This window comes from Glaciimonas sp. Gout2 (genome assembly GCF_035018905.1).
Lineage (GTDB): Bacteria > Pseudomonadota > Gammaproteobacteria > Burkholderiales > Burkholderiaceae_D > Glaciimonas.
The window spans coordinates 15,568-35,925 of sequence record NZ_JASJXA010000030.1; the positions used below are offsets into that span (position 1 = coordinate 15,568).

Genomic DNA, 20,358 nt, shown 5'->3' on the forward strand with positions numbered 1-20,358 from the left:
GAGTTCCATGCGTCCATTGGATGGCATTACCGTAATCACACTTGAACAGGCAATTGCCGCGCCGTTTTGTACTCGCCAACTGGCCGACCTCGGCGCACGCGTCATCAAGGTCGAGCGACCAGGCGTTGGTGACTTTGCACGCGCTTATGACGAACGCGTACACGGATTGGCCTCGCACTTCGTATGGACCAATCGGTCCAAAGAAAGTCTGACGCTTGACGTCAAGCATCTGGAAGCCGACAGCATTTTGACCAAGTTACTCGAAACCGCGGACGTGTTTGTACAAAACCTGGCCCCGGGAGCCGCCGCACGACTTGGCCTATCATATGAAGCATTGCACGAAAAATTTCCACGCCTGATCGTCTGCGACATCTCCGGCTACGGCGCAGATGGTCCGTATCGCGATAAGAAGGCCTACGACCTGATGATACAGAGCGAGTCCGGATTTCTATCGATCACCGGCTCACCCGATGAACCGGCCAAAGCAGGATGCTCGATAGCGGATATCGCTGCGGGCATGTATGCGTACTCCAACATCCTTGCGGCACTCATCCAGCGTGGCAAAACCGGTCAGGGTTGCAACATTGACGTATCGATGCTTGAAAGCATGGTCGAGTGGATGAACTATCCGCTGTACTACGCCATCGATGGCGCATCGCCACCACCACGCGCCGGAGCCGCGCACGCGACAATTTATCCTTACGGACCATTCCTCGCTGGTGACGGCAAGGTTGTCATGCTTGGCCTTCAGAATGAACGCGAATGGGCGCTATTTTGCGACAAAGTGTTGCAACAACCGGCATTGACCAGCGACCCGCGTTTCTCTTCAAACTCTGCGCGTACGGCAGCGCGAGAAGCATTACGCACAATCATTATTGATGCCTTCTCCACCCTGAGTTCAGCCCAAGTGATTGAACGTCTTGAATCAGCGCAGATTGCCAACGCGCAAATGAACGACATGCACGATATATGGGAACACGCACAATTAAAGGCACGTCAGCGCTGGGTAGAAGTCGACACACCCGTCGGAAAAATTCCCGCTCTACTACCGCCCGGCATACCCAATACCTACACGCCGCGCATGGATGCTGTTCCTGGATTAGGTCAACATACTGATGCCATCCTGAACCAAATCGGCTATGACAACGACGCTATCGTCGCTCTGCGTGCACAGCACGCTATCTAATAAGAATATACAATTCGCCATGACTGATCACGCTAGCCAGACCTTAGCAAACTTCGCCGCCACTTTGCGTTTTGAAGACATCCCCGAAGCAGTCGTAAGACGCGCCGAAGACCTGATGCTCGACTGGTTCGGCTCCGCTTTGGCCGGCAAGAACGGCAGGCCGGTAAAAACGATTGAATGGTTTGCAACCCAGATGGGCCCGGCCACCGGCACCTCCGAAATTCTCATCTCGCGCCGTCAAACCACACCGTTATTTGCGGCAATGGTCAACGCCGCCTCCTCCCATTTTGCAGAACAGGACGATGTTCATAACGGCTCGGTATTTCACCCCGCCGCCGTCGTTTTTCCCGCAGTGCTGGCGGTGGCGCAATCACTCGGCAGCAGTGGACGCGAGCTGATTACCGCTGCCGTCGCAGGTTACGAAGTCGGCATCAGGGTCGGTGAATTTCTTGGCCGCTCGCATTACCGGATATTTCATACCACCGGAACCGCCGGAACAATCGCCGCTGCCGCAGCGGTCGGACATTTATTAAAACTGACGCCTGAGCAGATGCTGCACGCATTCGGGTCAGCTGGCACACAAAGCGCAGGATTGTGGGAATTCCTGCGCGACGCGGCCGACTCGAAGCAATTACATACGGCTAAAGCAGCTGGCGACGGATTGATGTCTGCCTACCTCGCCAGCGAAGGATTTACTGGCGCAAGACGGATTCTTGAAGGCGCGCAAGGCATGGGAGCTGGCATGTCGACCGATGCCGATCCAGCGAAGCTGACCGATCGTTTGGGCGAGCGCTGGACATTAGCGGAGACGTCATTTAAGTTTCACTCATCTTGCCGCCATACACACCCTGCGGCCGATGCGTTGTTGGCAGTGGTCACGCAACATGACCTCGCCCCTGATCAGATAGCCCGCGTAGTCACGCATGTGCATCAGGGCGCTATTGATGTTCTTGGTCCAGTGGTCAATCCGCAGACGGTGCATCAGGCAAAGTTTTCGATGGGGACGGTGCTTGGGTTGATTGCGCAGTTCCGCTGTGCGGGGTTGAGGGAATTTGAGTCGTTTTATAACGATGCGCGAGTTGCTGCATTTTGCGATAAGGTGAGTATGAAGCTGGATGAGGAAGTGGATGGTGCTTATCCCGCGCGCTGGATTGGTAAGGTAACGGTTGAGACGGTTGATGGGCGGACGTTGCAGGGTCGGGTGGATGAGCCTAAGGGTGATCCGGGGAATACTTTGACGCGTGAGGAATTGGAGTTGAAAGCGTTGCGGTTGGCGGAGTTTAGTGGGGCTGCTAGCACGGCTGAGATGCAAGTGGTGTTTGGGAGGATTTGGGGAATTTTGGGATGTGGGAAAGTGGAGAGGTTGTTGGGATAAAGATGCGGTTGCGTTTATAGGCGTTGGGTCTTCGTTAATTAACATGGTTTGGTGCTCCGTGAAGGCTGGTCGGGGCTACCCATATGCGCTAACCAGAACCAATAGCTGTTAACATTTGGAAATTGAAATAAATCTCCAAAATAAAGAATGCAAACAAACTGTTACAACACAGTGAGTGAAGACTGGTCGAAGATAGTTGCTTTGCTTCCTGATGGTTGGGAAGATAAGGCACGGACGTTGGGCGCCTTAAAGTATGGTCGGCAATTTTCTGGGCCGGATAATTTATTGCGCGTGTTGCTGATGTATTTCAGTGATGGTTACTCGATGCGTGAAACGGTGGCGCGTGCTCGGGTTGGCAACCTGGCGAATATCTCAGATGTTGGCTTGCTCAAGCGGATCAATAAATCGGGGGAATAGTTACGCTGGATGACGGAACGCTTAAGCAAAGAGAGGCCGATGGAGGGCATGAATTGCTCTGCCTTGGCAGGAAGGCGGATCTTGGCGGTGGATGGCAGCGCGATTCGGGGGCCGAGTGCAATTACGTCGAGCTGGCGCTTACATTATGCGCTCGATATCGGGACCTTAGCCTGTCATGAGATGGAAATTACAGACGGCAAAGTAGGTGAATCATTAAGCCGGTTTGCGGTACAAAAAGAGGACGTCATCGTAGCTGACCGTGGCTTTGCTAACCGGCGTGGTGTCAATCACGTGCTGGATCGAGCGGGTGATATTCTGGTGCGGATGAATCTGTCAAGCCTGCCCTTACAAGATGAGGCAGGCCAACCCTTTGTCCAGCTGGCGCATTTAACTTCTTTGAAGATGGTACAAAGCGGAGAATGGCCAGCGACGATGCAAGGTCAAGGTACCAATGAAAGCATAGCGGTACGTGTGTGCGCCTATCGGAAGAATGAAATACAGCGTGCCGAGAGCGAACGGAAGTACTACCAATACCTCAACAAAAAGCAGCAGAAATTCCAGGCTGATACTGTGGCGGCAACAGGTTATGTAGTGCTCTTGACGCGTTTGAAGGGCCCGAATGCCGAGGCCATACTGGCGTTATACCGGCATCGCTGGCAGATTGAACTGGCGTTCAAAAGAATGAAGTCGTTGCTGGGATTGGGTCATTTAAAAAAGAAGGATGCCGAGGGTGCTAAGGGTGCTAAGGCTTGGCTTCAGGGGAAATTATTGGTTGCATGTCTGATCGAGTGGTTGATTGCATTGGACGATCATTTTTCCCCTCTCGGCCCTACGCAGCACGAAGAAAAAAGTTATGAAACATCGCTGCCGGTGGCGTGAAATGGCGTTGGTGCATTGGCTGCTCAGCGCCACCGTCAATCCCCGTTTGTCGTTGTTTGCTTGTATTGAACGGTGGGGAGAAGTCAGCCGATTTTTTTTTGCGTGAGCCCCCGCGAAAGAAACGTCAATATCAGCAGGATCAATTTAGGAAGGGTAAATTTGGTTAGCGCATATGGAGCCACCCCCGACAAGCATCCACGGAGCACAAACCGTTTAATTAACGAAGGCCGAAGTTTACCACCTTGTGTTGCCTTTGAAGTGGCTTTTAACCTACATAGACAGTTAAACGAATAAGCCCAAGCAAAAAACAAAAAAACCAACACCTACCACCAAAACAAAATCACAAATAATTCATCAACGAAATTTTCTGTATTTTCATAAAAGCCAACTGCGTTGCCTGTAAAGAAACCTGCCGCTGCGCCAACTCCACACTAGCCTTAACCACATCCAAATCCTGCAAATCCGACAAATAACTCTGATCCGAAATATTACGCGCCGAACCGCTATTATCCAAAGCATCCACCTCATTCAACCGCGACCCAACCGACGCAGAAACCGTCAACACATTATCCAAAGAATTCGCCAATTTAACATTCACAGTACTCAGTGAATTCAACAACTGCGTACGATCAGCAGATGTCCCATTATCGATCGGCTTACGTAGCGCTGAAATCACGTCCCCAAGTGCCGAAAAAATATCGCTACCCGCATTTTTTGCAGTAGAAACATTCATCTTATCGCCATCTGCAGGCGTCCCGCTCACACTGATTTGCACACCACCAAACGTAATTGGCGCACCATCAACAAATGTGCCGGTTGCGACTTCTTCAGGAGGCTTGGCGATAGTTGTGACCGTATATTTTCCAGCACTAAAACTAATCGAAAAATCTTTACCAAAGTTCACATCTGTCGCATCAGTCACAGCACTTGAACCAAACACAGCCGTACCGTTATTGCTTGCAGGTGACGAAGTGACATAACGCGCAGCACCCTGGACTGATTGAAAAATTGAGCGACCGTCATCAGTAGCTGCCATCTGGCGCGAAGCATCAACCTGCATCAAGCGCTGTCCCTGATCACCGACAAAGGCAACCGCTCCGTCGGCTTGCTTAACAAACGGTGGCGTACCGCTTTGAAATCCGGCAAATATAAACTGCCCATTACCATCAGCAGTATTCGCTAATCCTAGCAACTGATCGTAATTGCTTTGCAACGTGGTCGCGATAGATGCGCGATCGGAATCTGACAGAGAACCATTACCACCCTGCACTACTAACGACTTGATATTGTTATAAATATTCGTGACGCTGTCGAGAATATTTCCTTCTAGCGACAAGGTTTGTTTGACTTGATTTCGGCTGCTGGCGTATTGTCCATTAAGCGATATCGCCTGCGCCGTAGCCAATGCACGAGTCGCTGCAATTGGATCATCGGAAGGAGCCAGTATTTTGGTGTTAGCACCGATTTGCTGTTGTACGCGTAGCAAATTGGCCTGCTGTGTACTCATTGCGGCCTGGCTTTGCTCATAAAACGATTGGGTACTAATGCGCATCAAATTCTCCTGATGAATGATAGAGCGGTGGCGATGTACAATAAAAGTCGCACCGTTCTGAGTAACATTTCAATATTATTTAATTTTTTGGAGAGGACGATCGCTCAGGTATGAATCCCCAATACGGCATCAAACATCGTTGACGCCGTCTGAATCACTTTTGCATTCGCTTGATACATCTGCTGAAACATTAAGAGATTCGCGGTTTCTTCATCTTGATTGACACCCGATACCGACTGCTGTGCAGCTTTGATTTGCGCGGTCAGACTGGTTTGGGCGGTACTCGCTATTTGTACTTGTCTGGTCTTGTTACCCACCGAACTTACCAGTTGAGAGTATGAATCGTTAAAACTAGCCGTTCCGGCATTCATCGTTTTTTTACTTTGTAAAGCGCCTAACAACAACGCATTACTACCATCAGATACGCCACTGGAATTTGGCTTAAGGGTAAACTGATCGCCGGTAGAAGGCGATCCGGTAATAGAAATCGAAACACCGTCAAAACGCATCTTTGCGCCAGCTGTATACGGCACGGGCGTACCCGGATTATAGATTTGAGTTGTGCCATCAGCCGAGGTCACACTCACACTGGCATTTGACGGAAATCCTGTCAGGGTATTTGTTGCCTTGTCGTAAGTAAGTGTTGTTGTTCCCGTAAGCGGAGCATTTAAATAAGCTGCATCAATCACGGGCGCGCTGATAACACCAGTACCTTGATTGCCAGCAACGTTACCGGTCAGAACTGGATTTGCCGCGGCCAATTTAGCTGGGTCGGTCGCGATCACGCTCAAGTCACGCCCACCGTTGCGCGTGGGTTGAATGAGAAAAGAATCGCCAGACTGTGCCTTACCGCTTCCTATCGCCATCGTGACACCGTCAAATGTGACGGGAAAATCTGCATCGCTGTAAGTGTTAATTACCTTGTTATCAGACAGCCTGGTTAGTGAATACGCCAGAGCGCCGGGAGCGCCGCTAACAGTCAGCGTGTAGTCGCTGGTAGTCAGTTGTCCAACATCCGAAAAAGTCGGGGCCAGTTTCATGTCACCCTTATTACGATCATTCGAGATCGCTGAAGGACTGGCCTGTGAAAAGAAATCCTGCCCCAATGCACCAGACAAATCCACGCCCAACTTGTGTTGCGCATTGAATGTATCTGCTAACGAAATAGCGATTCGTCCAAGGGAATTTTGTGCATCGCCTAATGCCTCATTACGAAACTGTAATAAACCACCAAGTGAACCACCGGTCAGCACGCTATCCTGCATTTCAACCGGTTTGCCATTGGCATTGATGACCGCCACCGCAGAACGACTCGGGTCGGCAGCGGAGTTCACCACTTGTAAGGTTGATGCTTTAGCGCCGAGTACCAATGTTTGTCCGTTGCCGATAAATACGTTGTACTGACCACCATCTTGCACCACAACCTTGGTCGCTACCAGCTTACCCAAATCACTCACCATTTGATCACGCTGATCCAACAAATCATTCGGTGCCTGTGTGCCATCAACGCCACCGACCAAGGTGATCTGCTTATTGATATTAGCGATCTGATCCGCCAAGGTGTTAATCTGATCAACGTTCCCACTGATTTGCTGATTTACGCCACTATTCATATCGTTTAGTTGCAAACTCATCGAGCGATACTGATTGGCGACGGCTTGTGCCGCACTCACCATTTGCTGACGCGCTGCCGGATCAGACGGGGTATTAGCAACACCCTGAACACTGGTAAAGAACGTCTGCATTAACGGTGCCAGACCAGCAGTCTGGTTAGCCAGCAGATTGTCAATCTGACTCACCTGCGAAAAGAAGGTCGATAGGGCCTCATTAGTCCCCTGCGCCTGGTTCAGTTGGGAGGTCAGGTATTGATCATAGCTGCGAACGACGTTGGTGACTGCCGCGCCATTCCCAAAAAAACCAACACTAGGCGCATAAGTCCCACCACCCGAACCGACAACAGCGGTCTGGCGACTATAGCCGGGAGTCGCAAAATTAGCCGAATTATGTCCCGCGGTGAGCAGCGATGCTTGCGCTGCATTCAAACCGCTTAAACCGATATAAAACATACTATTCGACATAATTCCATCCTGAAAAAATCAAGTAACTGCTTTGAGTACACAACTTATATTGGATATAACGGCTGTTGCGGCAAATACCTGAAGGCCAGAAACAGCATTATTTTGCTTAATCTGTGTTGCGTGATCGTTGCTGCCATCGCTTGGTTGCAGCAAACGTTGAACACTGGCGGCCATGCATTACTTTTACAAATGCCCGAACGTCCAAAATTGAATCAACTTATCTGCTGCATAATACGGACCAGTTTATCCCCGTATTGCGGATCTGTCGCATATCCCGCGCGCTGTAATCCATATGCTGCGGCTGCAGGATCACGTGTTGCCAATACATTCGCGTAGCGTGGATTACTCGCCAAAAAATTGGCGTAATCCGTAAATGCTTCCTGGTACGATCCATAAGCCCGAAACGTCGCGCGGGTATGTTGGGCCGCGCCATTAACGTATTCAGTAGTAGCAGCTTCTACCACTGGACCCGTCCAGTTTTTACCGGCTTTGATACCGAATAAGTTGTAGCTTTGCGTACCGTCGTCAGCTTTGACTTCACGCCGCCCCCAACCCGACTCCAATGCCGCCTGCGCCAGAATCAATTGCGATGGCAGGCCTGTGGCTTGACTGGCAGCCTGCGCTGGCACCGCCATATTACTGACAAATTGTTGAATGGTTGCTTGTGAGGTGCTGCCCGCATTCGCCGGACGAGCTGATTTGCCCGACGCGGCCTCATAAAAGGACAAATTGGGTATAGCGACCGCTTGCTGCAATCCGAGTTGAGATAACTGTTGCGCATCTTGCAGCAAATAGAGAGATTGCTTTGGCGATAATGGCATGAGCGGAGCTGGTCCGGTCTGATTCTGCGACCCATCCGGTGGCTGCGCACGCTGATTTGCGTCTCGCGTCAGTTGAGCAGCCATGGCCTCAGCCAGACCAAGTCCACGACCTGATAAATTCTGGGACAATTGTTGATCCAGCATTGAGGTGTAAGTTTTTGTTTGCTGGCTATCGAACGGTCCATCGGAGGGTGTCGCGTCACGCATGCTCTTCAACACCATCTGCATGAACATTGCCTCAAACTGACGCGATACCTGCTTGATGCCTTCGGCTGGTGAATTCTTGTTAGTCCGGCGTAAGACGTCCACGCCCTGCACATCAAGCGCAAAGCGTTGATCCAGATCGCCACTGCGATTACCGGGGATGGCCGGACTGGTAGCGTTGGCTGCTGTGGAACCGATGGGAAGATTACCTGGAGATGCAAGGACGTTCATATCGCCTTCAATATTCGTTCACTAAATAACTTCCAACTCGGCACGTAATGCACCAGCCGCTTTCATTGCCTGCAAAATCGATACCAAATCCTGTGGATTAGCACCCAATGTATTTAAACCGCGCACCACGTCCGCCAGCGATGCGCCGCCACGAACGACTTGTAAAGCGCCACCGCCTTGATTTAATTCAATTTGCGAGGTTTGTGCGACAACGGTATTGCCTCCGGCAAAGGCATTCGGTTGACTGATCACTGGCTGCGTGTTGATCACGACCGATAAGTTGCCGTGTGCGACGGCGCAATCAAGTACCCGTACAGTTTGATTCATCACCACCGATCCAGTACGCGCGTTGATGACAACTTTGGCCGGCGCTTTAGCCGGCGTGACATCAATATCTTCAATCTGGGCTAAAAAGCCAACTCGCTCTTCAGGTTGCGTCGGACCGAGAACGCGAATCACCCGTGCGTTCAGCGCCTGCGCAGTGCCCTCACCAAAAGTGCGATTGATCGCATTTACCGTTTTTTGCGCAGTGCCGAAATCTGAAACGTTCAGCTCCAGTATGAACGTTCCGGCTTCACCGATCGGCGACACTACCGCCCGCTCGATAACCGCGCCCGAGGGAATCCGACCAGACCCAAGTTGATTCACCTGCACTCTGCTGCCATTGGCGGACGCACCAGCCCCGCCGACCACCATATTGCCTTGCGCTACCGCGTAGACCATGCCATCAGCACCTTTCAAAGGCGTCATTAACAAAGTGCCTCCGCGCAGGCTCTTGGCATTGCCCAGCGACGACACGGTGACATCGATATTCTGACCGGGCTGGGCGAATGAAGGCAGACTCGCCGTTACCATGACTGCCGCAACATTTTTTAGCTGCATATTATTGCCCGCAGTGACCGAAATCCCCAATTGCGACAACATATTGCTTAGGCTCTGCGTAGTAAATGGCGTTTGCTGCGTTTGATCGCCTGTGCCATCCAGGCCAACCATCAATCCGTAACCAATCAACGGATTGTCACGAACGCCTTGAATGTTAACAAGTTCTTTCAAGCGCTCTGCTTGTGCTGGCAGTGGACTGAGGAATGCACAGAAAAGAATGCTGACAAATAAAGCCGCACAAGTCTTACTCACGCGCATTAGAATCGGTAAGGAACAGTAGTCGGTAAGCTGCTTAGGATACATATTGGGAGCGCTAACTCAGAACGGTAAGACATTGAGGAAGAAACGTTGCAGCCATCCCATGTTCTGCGCTTCGTCGATATAGCCCTTTGCACTATATTCAATACGTGCATCAGCGACTTGATTGGACGATACCGTATTGCTGCCAGTAACGGTACGCGGATTGACTACGCCAGAAAAACGGATGAACTCAGTCCCTTGATTAATCATCATTTGCTTCTCGCCGCTGACTATTAAATTGCCATTACCCAGGACTTCAGTCACGGTCACCGTAATTACACCGTTGAAGGTATTGGCCGCATTAGCACCGCCCTTCGCCACCAATGCACTCTTTCCATCGGCTCCGGCATCAAGACCACCGAACAAGCCACCAAATAGTTTGGGAACTGCAGTGATCGCGGAACTAGCGCTACCGGTACGACTGGCATTGGTACCGGAATTCTTTGTGGCATTGACGTTTTCATTGACAACAATCGTCAAAATATCGCCGACATTACGCGGTCTTCTGTCTTCGAATAAAGCTTGTGATCCGTAGCCGGATTGAAAAATAGAGCCATTCACTGGCGCTACCGGACGGACTTCGGCACGTGCAGACATCGGCTGTTGTATCAACGGCTCACGCGGGATTTGCGCACAACCAGCCAATTGCGCAGTAAGTAGAACGATTACACCCGCCAACCTGATGTGCAAATTGCTATGCTTATCAGTGCAGTTGTGCGTATTTTTCGCCTCGCAGGCAATCTCACGCGTACGGCTATATTTTCCTGCCAACCGATCCAGACCAGCGTTAACCACTTCCATCATCACAACTGCGTCAGTTTTTGTAACATTTGATCTGATGTAGTCACGGCCTTGCTATTGATTTCATATGAGCGCTGAGTCTGAATCATGTTTACCAGCTCTTCCACCACGTTGACGTTGGAGCCTTCAACGTATCCCTGACTGAGCGTTCCACCGCCATTTTGGGCCGGCGCGGTTTGATTAGGACCTCCAGAAGCATCGGTTTCAATGTACAAATTTTCGCCCTGACTTTGTAAGCCGGTCGGATTCAGAAATGTCGCTAACTGGATTTGTCCCACCTGTACAGCAGCGGTGTTGCCCGGTTGCGTGACCGAAACAGTGCCGTCACGACCAATCGACATACTAGTAGCGTTTTGCGGCAAAATAATTGCTGGTTGCATCGGAAAACCGCTGGCTGTTACCAATTGACCGTTCTGGTCAGTTTGAAACGAGCCATCGCGGGTATAAGCTGTTGTACCGTCTGGCATCAAGACCTGAAAAAAGCCATCGCCGTTGATCGCGATATCCTTAGCGTTATCGGTCTTGGTCGGATTGCCCTGCGTATGGATTCTTTCAGTGGCCACCACACGCACACCGGAGCCGACCTGCAAACCCGACGGCATGCGCGTCTGATCCGACGTCTGTCCACCCGCCTGGCGCAGGTTTTGATACATCAGATCTTCAAATACAGCACGACTACGTTTAAATCCTGTAGTGCTGACGTTGGCAAGATTGTTGGAAATGACGTCGAGGTTGGTCTGTTGAGCGTCAAGACCGGTTTTAGCAATCGAAAGGGAACGCAACATCTAAAACTCCTGCAAGGTGGCCGAAGCCGTAATCAAATATTCTCGGGAAAGACTGGCTAGCTAGTCACCGGAACTGTGAAATGTTCAATCCAGATCGGAACAATCAAACGTGGCAAAATTGCATAACTATTCAGCCTGTATTCAAGCGAAACGATGAGACTCAGATTCAGCTTAAGCCTCAACCACAACTCAACCTCAACTCATGCTCAGCAATTGATTGGCATGTTGATCGTTCGTATCGGCGCTCTGCACTACTTTCATCTGCATCTCAAACTGTCGTGCATTGTTGATCATGTCAACCATCACTTCGACCGGATTCACGTTGCTGCCTTCTATCGCACCCGAGGTAACAGTTACCGTTGGATCAGCTTCTGCGGCAGCCATCCCGTCACGCATACGAAACAAGCCATCATCGCCGCGCACTAAATCTGCGTTGGATGGCTTAACCAATTTCAACCGACCAACTCCCGCTGCGCCAGTGATCGGATCGCCCGCCCCCATAGCGGTAATCAATCCATCTTTGGTAATGCTGACAGTCGAACCCGGTGGCACGACCAGCGGACCGGCGTCGCCGATCACAGGTCGTTGATCCATGGTAGTCAATTCACCGCCAGCGCCAACCTGAAGATTGCCGACGCGTGTATACGCCTCCCCGCCATCGGATGCTTGTACTGCTAACCAGCCATTGCCATTGATGGCGACGTCCAATGCGCGACCAGTTTCTGTAATCGGACCATTGCGCATATCGGCTCCAGGCGTTGATGCCACTACAAACGACCTGGTTGCCGCACCTTCGCCGACTACCGGCACCGCGCGGAAGTTGTTGAGTTGCGCCCGAAAACCGGCAGTTGAGACGTTCGCCATATTGTTCGCTATGGAAGCTTGTTGCTCCATAGTTTGCTTGGCGCCGCTCATGGCGACATAAATCATCCGATCCATGATGCACTCTCTTTACATTGCGCTGCGCGGAGTTCATCAGACCAGTGATGACAGCATGAATCAAACGTCAGCAGGTGTAGTGATGGCAACTTCATTAGCGCATGCTCACCAAGGTCTGCATGACCTGATCTTGCGTCTTGACTGTTTGTGCATTGGCTTGATATGTGCGCTGTGCAATGATCATATTCACCAGCTCGCTAGTCAAGTCAACATTAGATGCTTCCAGCGCGCCGGAACGTAATGCTCCTACTTTGCTACCGACACCTGGCGCGCCAGTCAGCGGCTGACCGGAGGCAGCAGTTTCCGAATAGCCATTGTCGCCAGTAGGCACCAAGCCATCAGGGTTGGCAAATGCGCTCAATACGATTTGCCCCAGTGACTTGGTTTGCTCATTTGAATATTTGCCGGTAACCGTACCGTCCGGATTAATCGCAAAAGCGGTCAACGTACCCGAAGTGTAGCCATTTTGATTCTGGTTTTTGGCCTCACTGACATTCCCAAACTGACTAGTGCTAGTGATATCCATGCTGAACGCTAATGGGGTTGACCCGTTACCGAAATCCAGACCTGCAAAATTTATTTTCCCACCAGCCGGGCTAGTCGGTTGGCCCGCTGCATCAACGGCTAGTTTTCCGTTAGTGTCAAAGGCAATGGCACTCAGTGCGGCACCACCGCTTGATGGCTTGGTCGCATCAGTGGCGTCAGGCGCCACTTTTGCACCGTTAGCATCTAGCGGCCAGCCGTCGGCCGTGGCGTACATACTCCACGCGTTAGCACCAGTTTTAACAAAATAGGTTGAAATTTCGTGTGAGTTACCGAGCGAATCAAACACCGTTGTCGCATTGGGATAGTTGTAAGTCGTCGAATCCGTAGCGTCGAATGGTGTTTTGATCGGGACCGCACTGCGCGAATCCAAATTGAATTGCGACACAATAGCGGTAGTCGATTTTGGTGCCATGGCAACTTGCGGTAACTGTAGCGCCGTTGGATTGCCACCACTCAAAGTACCGCTGGCGGTGACAGGATAGCCAGTCAGACGCAGACCGCTTGCGCTGACGATATAGTTATCTTTATCCACATTGAACTGGCCATTGCGTGAATAGGATATTTCGCCACTAGGACTAGCCAGACGAAAAAATCCATCCCCGCCCGTGATCGCCATATCGAGTGCTCGTGTGCTGGTCTGAACTGCACCTTGCGTGAAATTTTGCGTAATACCGGCAACATGCGTCCCCAGACCGACCCGTGAACCTGCATAGACATCAGCGAACAAAACACTACCTGTCTTAAATCCAACGGTCCCCGAGTTGGCAACGTTATTGCCGATAACATCGAGATTATTAGATGCGGCATTTAAGCCGCTTACTCCCTGTGCAAAACCCATTGTGTTTCCTTTTCGGATTGATTGTAAACAACCTAATTTTTTACCATCGCTAACCCGGCGTTATGCCATGAACCACGATGAAGATGGTGACAGACCCAATTACAAAATCAACTTAACATCACTCAAACTGACTTTGGCTGGCTTGCCCACATCTAGCGAAACCGACCCGCCGCTCTGCACAACGCTGGCCACATTCTCGTACGTGAGCGTATTTGCTGCGACTTTGTCGACCCCAGAAGTACCTGCAACACTGATCGTGTAATTGCCATCCGCCAATTCCGTTCCGGCATCGCTCTTGCCATCCCACACCATATTGGTAACTCCCATTGGCTGCGCGCCAAGATCAAAGGTACGCACGACATCACCTTTGGCATTGGTCACGCTGACACTGACCTTATCGGCAGAGCCCAGCATTTCTACGCCAAATTTAGTATCGCTACCGCTTACATATTTGATGTCTTGACCCGGTACCAACACCGTCCGACCGATCAACGACGCCGCTTGTAGCGCCTGGTTGGCCCCACTTTGATTCACCAGCGAATCCAGCGTCGCATTGAGTTTTTCGATCCCACTGACGGTGCTCATCTGGGCTAATTGCGAGGTAAGCTGGGCATTGTCGAGCGGATTAAGTGGGTCCTGATTATTCAATTGCGTGACGAGTAATTTAAGAAAGCGTTGTTCACTGTCAGCGGTCGATGTACCGTTTAGCGATGCCGTTGCAGAAGACTGAGCGTCGAGTGAATTTGTTGCGGTAATTGCCATAAATTTTTCCTGAATCGAACGAAGAAGAAAGCACCGCGTAAAAAACGCGTAATGCACTATTCTGAGTTGCGTGAGCTGGGCTAAATAGTCCTGTTCTAAATAAGCTGATAGTAAGTAATCTGGTATTACGTGATGAGCTCGCTTCAAGTGATATCTCGCTATTGCTTTATTGGCCGATCGTCAGGGTTTTTAGCATCATGGTCTTTGCGGTATTCAAGACTTCCACGTTCGCTTGATAGGACCGCGATGCCGACATCATATTGACCATTTCCTCGACCACATTGACGTTCGGCATTGTGACGTAACCATCTGCGGCGGCCATTGGATTTTTAGGGTCGTACACCATCCGCATGGGCGACTGATCCTCCACTACACCTGCAACTTTGACGCCACCGATATCGCTTTGATTCGATGATGCGACTTCAAACATGACTTGCTTGGCCCGGTAAGGTTTACCGTCGGGGCCGCTCACGCTATCGGCATTGGCAAGATTGCTGGCGGTGACGTTCATACGTTGCGATTGCGCGCTCATGGCAGAACCAGCAACATCGAAAATACTCATGGAAACATTCGACGGCATGTGCTTATCCTTTCGTAACTAGGTGCTGACATCTCTATGTCAGTTTATGACTTCGGCCATTTGCCGACCGTCTTATTGGCACTTCCAATAAGACATTACTGCACCGCCGATAGCATTGATTTAATTTGCGCACTAATCACGGTCAGACTAGATTCGTAGTGCAACGCGTTATCAGCAAAATTGACACGCTCAACATCCATTTCTACTGTATTGCCATCGATACTGGATTGGGTGGGAATCCGATACAGTAAATCTGTATCGTTGCTAAGCGTTTGCTCACCTGCCAAATGCCGGGAAGAAGTCGTTGTCATAGAAAGCGATTCAGATTGCCGTCCACGCTCAACTGCCTGCGTCAACGTGCTGCTGAAATCGAAATCGCGCGCTTTGTAATTAGGCGTGTCTGCATGGGCGATATTGACCGACAAAACCTCTTGCCGCCGAGCGCGCAAATTGAGCGCCTCCTGCTGAAACCGAAGTGCATTATCAAGTCTGTCGACCATGTTTCCATCCTATAAATTAACCGCCCTGCCTACATCCCGAGTGCATTCCGATCTTGGCTATCCAAGTAAACCAACCGCGATAAGATCGCGTAATTTTCCTAGACCTTTTGATGAAAACAATTATAGGTAGCGCGACGCCATCCCAATCGCTAGAACAAGAAGAGAATGTCAATCCAATTCACACTTTGCAGGGACCAATGCATTTGTCCGTGCATGCGTTTTAGATCGTAGGTAAGCCCGATTACCCAAACAAGACTGCGATCACTTGCCTCTTCAACGGTTGGTGCGAATCGAATATTCCGTAAAATCAAGGCAACTGACTGGTGCGCCAGTGATCACCGATCCAAAATCGGCAAAAGTGCCGTTTTCACCGGCGTGCGCACCACCATCAACAGATGATTTAATCAAATATATTACCCAGAGCGAGGCTGCATCAATGCACCTGCATCGACAAAATCGACGGCAATCACGATCATTCCGCACGCAGCTTTGCGTCCTTTTACGCTTTAGCGTGGACCTGCTAGCTGCTGTCATGAGTATGCTTCTGGTTGCGAATCACTCTTACGCTAGTACACAAAGAGCTACGCCGCTTAGCGGTAATGCGCTGCCGATCATTAAGGCATTTTTGTTAAATCAGGCTGCTGGGCTGCCCGGAAAAATTGTTATTACAGTCGATACCCCGATGTCCGGCGCATTGCCGCCGTGCGATGCGCCCGAGCCATTTTTACCAAGCGGCGCAAAAGTATGGGGCCGCGTATCCGTAGGCATCCGCTGTAATGGTGTCTTACCCGTCGCCGCGACGTCGATCAATGCGCCCGCTCCTCAAGCGCAACAGGCGTGGACACGCTACGTGCCGGCCTATGTCGCAGTCATCGCCAATTATGTTGTCGCAACCCGTGCGATCAATGCGGGGGAAACATTGCGCGCTGGTGACTTCAGTTTGCACGAAGGCGATCTCTCCATGCTGCCACCCAATATTCTGACTAACGTTGAACAAATTAATGGCATGGTCGCACTCAATCGCATTGCGTTGGGCGCGCCAGTGCGACCAGAACTATTGCGTGGCGTGGTCGTTATACAGTCGGGACAAAACGTCAAGGTAATGGCAACAGGAACCGGATTTGTCGCCAGTACCGAAGGTCGCGCCATGACTAGCGCAGCCATCGGTTCCCGACTACAAGTCAAGACCGTCAGTGGCCAAATGGTCAGCGGTAAAGTGCGCGCGGACGGCAGTGTTGATTTACTATATTAGTCCAATGACTATTCGCTATAGTGGGATAGCAAACATCAAGTTGATAACCCAAAAGTATCGACAATGGCATAAGTTGTCAACTTAACATCAATAAAAAAGCTATCTCGCTCCCTACACGAACAACCAGACTAAAGTTTTTCAACCAACTGCCGTTATACCGTTGAGATCCTCTGAGGAAATATTTTGAAAATCAATCTACCCATTAATTCGGCAAATAGTATCGTTAGCCCTGCCTCTGGCATCAACAAGCCAAACTATAGTCGCGTTCAGGGGAGTAATCCCCCTGCTACGACAGCGACCAACGTTGTCGATACCGCCTCCGGCCTACCGAATAACCCCAGTTCGCTGACAAACCAGGTGCGTGAATTGCAAAATCAACTGGTGCAACCAAGCAATGGCGATTTCGATGCTGCCAAGGTGGAAAAAATCCGTCAGGCTATCAGCGAAGGGCATTATCAGGTAAATGCAGGCAAAATCGCTGACGGTCTGCTGGACACGGTAAGGGACTTACTAAAAACGTCAGCCGAACCGAACCAATAATTTGGGTCACCTGGTAACTTTATGAGCAGACATCACATCAGCCTTATGGATGAGGAACGCGCCGCTATGGAAGCGTTTCTGGCGTTACTCGAGCAAGAGGCGCAAGCCTTGATCGGTGGCAAATTCTCGGATTTGGCGTTGTTGACAGAGCGCAAAGGACAATTGGCTGATCGTATCGCTGTCCTTGACCATGAGCGCGAGCAACAATTGCAAGAACTGGGTTATCCGACCAATCGCGCAGGTGCAGATGCGGCAGCCGCGGCTGGCGGCGATGGCTTGCAACGCGCTTGGCAGAGACTGTTGTCATGCGCGGCGACATCACGCGACCTGAATCACCGAAACGGTATTCTGATCCATACTCATCTGGAGTTCAGTCGTAATGCAATTAATTTTTTAAGCGCCTGCGGACAATCTCTGTACGGTCCCGATGGACAGCACAGGGTTGGGCGAGGAGTTGGTAAAAGCCTCGCTTCAGGCTGAAACACGCTCCTATATCGGCCCTTAATATCAGATACCACAATTGGCACGGTTAGTATTAAGTGGTTATTCGTAATTCATGGTGACCTGACCCGATTGCCCCTGCAATCCTGGTGTCAAAGCCCCTCTCCCGCTGATCACAAAAGCAAACGTAAAATTTGAATAGGCGTTATCGCCATCAAAAGCTTCAGTGGACCCGCTCGCACGGCTCAAGCCAACACATCGGGTTGCATTACATAAATAGGCTAGTAATCCAACTGGAGGCGGCGACATGAAGGCGTACCGCCAACTAACTTTACGTGCTGTAGCGTTGTTTTTGATAGTTCCATAAGGCTTAATCTGACCGGACTCGACTGCTTCACCACGTTGGAAAATGGCCGGTAGTGAGATTGATCCGGTCCACGAACCGTTGACCCTTTTGTTTAACGCCTCCTTAAATCGGCTATCTCCACCTGATTTATACCGCTTCAACGGATCGTTAGCCGCGGTGTCATAACGCTGTAAATAGCGCGCTAAAGGTATCGCATCGGGTGCGGTTTCCGTGGCGTTAGCAGGCGTAGAACCCACCATTAAAAAAAATAAAAGCCACGTTCCACTGCCTGCCTTTGCCCATTTTCCATGCGCGGAATGTACGCTTTTTTTCTCGTATTGTTGACGCATATCAAACCACCTCCGCCCCAATCGTGTCACGCATGCGCCCACGCAAACGACTGATAGCCTGACTATGCAATTGGCAGACGCGAGACTGACTTACCTCAAGTACTGCGCCAATTTCCCGCAAATTTAGCTCCTGATCGTAATATAAACTCAGCAAAAGACGCTCTCGATCAGGCATACTTTCTATCGCCTCCAACAGCACCTTACGCAGCCCGCTTTGCAGCAATTTCTGGAGAGGATCACTATTGTCGGTCGGCTTATCTTTTTCATGATGCGCGCCGCTTAATTGCTGATCAAGAAACGAATTCTCATTACTGCCACCTTCGAAGTCTTCGTAATACACCAACTGACAACCATGAATCTCTTGCAATAGTCGTTGGTATTCCTCCAGTGACAACGCCATGGCCTGCGCGATTTCACTTTCAGTCGGTGACCGCGCAAGTTTTTGTTGAAGCCCTTGCAAGGCGACCTCAACCTTGCGCGCAGACTGTCGCAACCCACGTGAGAGCCAATCGTTGGCACGCAACTCGTCAAGCATTGATCCACGAATTCGCTGGCTAGCGTAGGTTTCAAACTGCGCCCCCTGATTGTCCTGGTAACGATTAGCGGCATCCAATAGGCCCAACATACCAGCTTGTATCATGTCATCAAGCTCAACGCTGGCTGGTAATTTGGCAATTAGCTGCAAGGCCAGACGACGTACCAACGGTGCAAATTTAGTCAGCGTCCCGGACTTGTCCATTCTCCCCTGTGCTGTATACATTGCGATGTTCCTTATCTTCCCTATCTTCTTAATTAACGCTGGTACCAAACTTTAGGTATCGCCACTGACTACGCCCCTCACACATTAGCTGACGTGCCAAAGTCATTCGGTCATTCGGTCATGCAAGCAGTTCCGGCATCGCTGTGCGGTGTGAAGAGTCTCCATTTGCCACATCGCTCCTTGCCTTGGATGACCATTGCATCAGGTCAGCCGCTATCCGGCGAAACGTCAGGGCTGCGGTGCTCCTTTTGAATGCCTCTACCACGGTCAAATGTAATTGCTGCGCGTGTAAAATCTGCAAGTCAGTCATCACCGCACCAGCCGGTTCCACCGATACGGCCAGATAACGACTGCCGGTAACGGCAAGATTAGTAAGAATGCGAGATGCCTCTGCATCGCTGGCAGCACCATTCAGCACTATCCGTACCTGTTGAAGCGCGTGTGCATGGTGAAGACGTTTGATACAAGCATAAGCGGCCGTAATGGACGCCGGTTGTGGCTGCAACACCACCATCACATAATCGGCCTGACATGCTAATGGCGACAGCGTACCGTCGTCGCCTAAAGCGGCATCAATCAGGATAATCTGATCTTGGCGCAATTGCTGTAACCCAGTCGCTGATACCGCCTTTGATACTAACTCTCTCCGTGCTATGAGTACCTGAACGCCGCAAGCGGCACGACCACCCGCCGCATCCAGAGACAGCCGTCCCGACACTACGTCGCTCCAGTTACCCAATGCGTCAACTTGCCAGATCGCAGAAGCTGTGCCTGAAGGACTCGGCGTGTGATGGACAGATTCATCGATAAGTAATACGTGCTGACCTTGTTGTGTCAGTGCAGCGGCAAGATTCATCACGACCGTGGTCGCGCCACTTTTACGACCGCTTCCTACCACGGCGATCATCCGTTGGACGTTAGTTGAAGAGGACTGCGCCATCATCGCGCGCAACCCATCGGCCTGATCGGACATTTTTGGGATCATCCTAATCT

Annotated in this window: 23 protein-coding genes; 8 read left to right on the top strand and 15 right to left on the bottom strand. The window is 50.8% G+C overall.

Features of this window, described 5'->3' with window-relative positions; all coding sequences use genetic code 11:
- Positions 1–7: 7 nt before the first annotated feature.
- The 5 genes from QN379_RS17545 (at position 8) to QN379_RS17565 (ending at position 3,963) form a co-directional block, all read left to right on the top strand.
- Positions 8–1,186 (top strand): CaiB/BaiF CoA-transferase family protein, encoded by a 1,179-nt coding sequence (locus tag QN379_RS17545; protein ID WP_322239367.1) that lies wholly within the window; start codon positions 8–10, stop codon positions 1,184–1,186.
- A gap of 19 nt (positions 1,187–1,205) precedes the next feature.
- Entirely contained in the window at positions 1,206–2,561 is a 1,356-nt protein-coding gene (locus QN379_RS17550; RefSeq protein ID WP_322239369.1) for an MmgE/PrpD family protein, read from the top strand.
- 147 nt (positions 2,562–2,708) lie between these two features.
- Positions 2,709–2,978: a hypothetical protein gene (locus QN379_RS17555; protein WP_322239371.1), complete on the top strand. Its 270-nt coding sequence runs from the start codon at positions 2,709–2,711 to the stop codon at positions 2,976–2,978.
- Between the two features lie 48 nt (positions 2,979–3,026).
- On the top strand, positions 3,027–3,857 hold the full coding sequence (locus QN379_RS17560; RefSeq protein ID WP_323507185.1) for a transposase: 831 nt from the start codon (positions 3,027–3,029) through the stop codon (positions 3,855–3,857).
- Positions 3,832–3,963, top strand: a complete 132-nt coding sequence (locus QN379_RS17565) for a hypothetical protein (protein WP_322239375.1) — start codon at positions 3,832–3,834, stop codon at positions 3,961–3,963. Before QN379_RS17560 ends, QN379_RS17565 begins: the two co-directional genes overlap by 26 nt.
- Before the next feature lie 234 nt (positions 3,964–4,197).
- Here QN379_RS17565 and flgL read toward each other — a convergent pair whose 3' ends face one another.
- The 12 genes from flgL to QN379_RS17625 form a co-directional block, all read right to left on the bottom strand.
- A complete protein-coding gene (gene flgL, locus QN379_RS17570; protein WP_323507186.1) occupies positions 4,198–5,409 on the bottom strand; it encodes a flagellar hook-associated protein FlgL in 1,212 nt (403 codons plus the stop codon).
- A gap of 104 nt (positions 5,410–5,513) precedes the next feature.
- Positions 5,514–7,487, bottom strand: coding sequence for a flagellar hook-associated protein FlgK (flgK, locus tag QN379_RS17575; protein ID WP_322239379.1), 1,974 nt, complete (start codon positions 7,485–7,487; stop codon positions 5,514–5,516).
- A gap of 212 nt (positions 7,488–7,699) precedes the next feature.
- Positions 7,700–8,743, bottom strand: a complete 1,044-nt coding sequence (gene flgJ / locus QN379_RS17580; protein WP_322239381.1) for a flagellar assembly peptidoglycan hydrolase FlgJ — start codon at positions 8,741–8,743, stop codon at positions 7,700–7,702.
- 21 nt (positions 8,744–8,764) lie between these two features.
- A complete protein-coding gene (locus tag QN379_RS17585) occupies positions 8,765–9,883 on the bottom strand; it encodes a flagellar basal body P-ring protein FlgI (protein WP_322239383.1) in 1,119 nt (372 codons plus the stop codon).
- Positions 9,884–9,943: 60 nt separating this feature from the next.
- Positions 9,944–10,729, bottom strand: a complete 786-nt coding sequence (locus tag QN379_RS17590; protein WP_322239385.1) for a flagellar basal body L-ring protein FlgH — start codon at positions 10,727–10,729, stop codon at positions 9,944–9,946.
- On the bottom strand, positions 10,729–11,511 hold the full coding sequence (gene flgG, locus QN379_RS17595) for a flagellar basal-body rod protein FlgG (RefSeq protein ID WP_322239387.1): 783 nt from the start codon (positions 11,509–11,511) through the stop codon (positions 10,729–10,731). Before flgG ends, QN379_RS17590 begins: the two co-directional genes overlap by 1 nt.
- A gap of 195 nt (positions 11,512–11,706) precedes the next feature.
- Positions 11,707–12,450, bottom strand: coding sequence for a flagellar basal body rod protein FlgF (locus QN379_RS17600; RefSeq protein WP_322239389.1), 744 nt, complete (start codon positions 12,448–12,450; stop codon positions 11,707–11,709).
- A 94-nt stretch (positions 12,451–12,544) separates the two neighbouring features.
- Positions 12,545–13,834: a flagellar hook protein FlgE gene (flgE, locus tag QN379_RS17605; RefSeq protein ID WP_323507187.1), complete on the bottom strand. Its 1,290-nt coding sequence runs from the start codon at positions 13,832–13,834 to the stop codon at positions 12,545–12,547.
- A gap of 99 nt (positions 13,835–13,933) precedes the next feature.
- The gene (locus QN379_RS17610) at positions 13,934–14,596 is read right to left on the bottom strand and encodes a flagellar hook assembly protein FlgD (RefSeq protein ID WP_322239393.1); all 663 of its coding nucleotides are present in this window, start codon (positions 14,594–14,596) and stop codon (positions 13,934–13,936) included.
- A gap of 166 nt (positions 14,597–14,762) precedes the next feature.
- Complete coding sequence (flgC, locus tag QN379_RS17615) at positions 14,763–15,158, bottom strand: flagellar basal body rod protein FlgC (RefSeq protein ID WP_416186887.1); 396 nt, start codon at positions 15,156–15,158, stop codon at positions 14,763–14,765.
- Between the two features lie 113 nt (positions 15,159–15,271).
- Positions 15,272–15,676 (bottom strand): flagellar basal body rod protein FlgB, encoded by a 405-nt coding sequence (flgB, locus tag QN379_RS17620; RefSeq protein WP_322239397.1) that lies wholly within the window; start codon positions 15,674–15,676, stop codon positions 15,272–15,274.
- Positions 15,677–15,949: 273 nt separating this feature from the next.
- Positions 15,950–16,084 (bottom strand): hypothetical protein, encoded by a 135-nt coding sequence (locus QN379_RS17625; protein WP_322239399.1) that lies wholly within the window; start codon positions 16,082–16,084, stop codon positions 15,950–15,952.
- 124 nt (positions 16,085–16,208) lie between these two features.
- On the opposite strand from QN379_RS17625, the gene flgA reads away from it, so the two are divergent.
- The 3 genes from flgA to QN379_RS17640 all read left to right on the top strand — a co-directional run bounded on the left by flgA (position 16,209) and on the right by QN379_RS17640 (position 17,948).
- Positions 16,209–16,928, top strand: coding sequence for a flagellar basal body P-ring formation chaperone FlgA (gene flgA, locus QN379_RS17630; protein ID WP_322239401.1), 720 nt, complete (start codon positions 16,209–16,211; stop codon positions 16,926–16,928).
- Positions 16,929–17,111: 183 nt separating this feature from the next.
- Positions 17,112–17,468 (top strand): flagellar biosynthesis anti-sigma factor FlgM, encoded by a 357-nt coding sequence (flgM, locus tag QN379_RS17635; RefSeq protein ID WP_322239403.1) that lies wholly within the window; start codon positions 17,112–17,114, stop codon positions 17,466–17,468.
- 21 nt (positions 17,469–17,489) lie between these two features.
- Positions 17,490–17,948, top strand: coding sequence for a flagellar protein FlgN (locus QN379_RS17640; RefSeq protein WP_322239405.1), 459 nt, complete (start codon positions 17,490–17,492; stop codon positions 17,946–17,948).
- A gap of 63 nt (positions 17,949–18,011) precedes the next feature.
- On the opposite strand, the gene QN379_RS17645 is transcribed toward QN379_RS17640, so the two are convergent.
- The 3 genes from QN379_RS17645 to QN379_RS17655 form a co-directional block, all read right to left on the bottom strand.
- The gene (locus QN379_RS17645; RefSeq protein WP_322239408.1) at positions 18,012–18,605 is read right to left on the bottom strand and encodes a flagellar protein FlhE; all 594 of its coding nucleotides are present in this window, start codon (positions 18,603–18,605) and stop codon (positions 18,012–18,014) included.
- 1 nt (position 18,606) lies between these two features.
- Positions 18,607–19,365, bottom strand: coding sequence for an RNA polymerase sigma factor FliA (locus QN379_RS17650; RefSeq protein WP_322239410.1), 759 nt, complete (start codon positions 19,363–19,365; stop codon positions 18,607–18,609).
- 118 nt (positions 19,366–19,483) lie between these two features.
- Positions 19,484–20,350: a flagellar biosynthesis protein FlhG gene (locus QN379_RS17655; RefSeq protein ID WP_323507188.1), complete on the bottom strand. Its 867-nt coding sequence runs from the start codon at positions 20,348–20,350 to the stop codon at positions 19,484–19,486.
- Positions 20,351–20,358 lie beyond the last annotated feature (8 nt).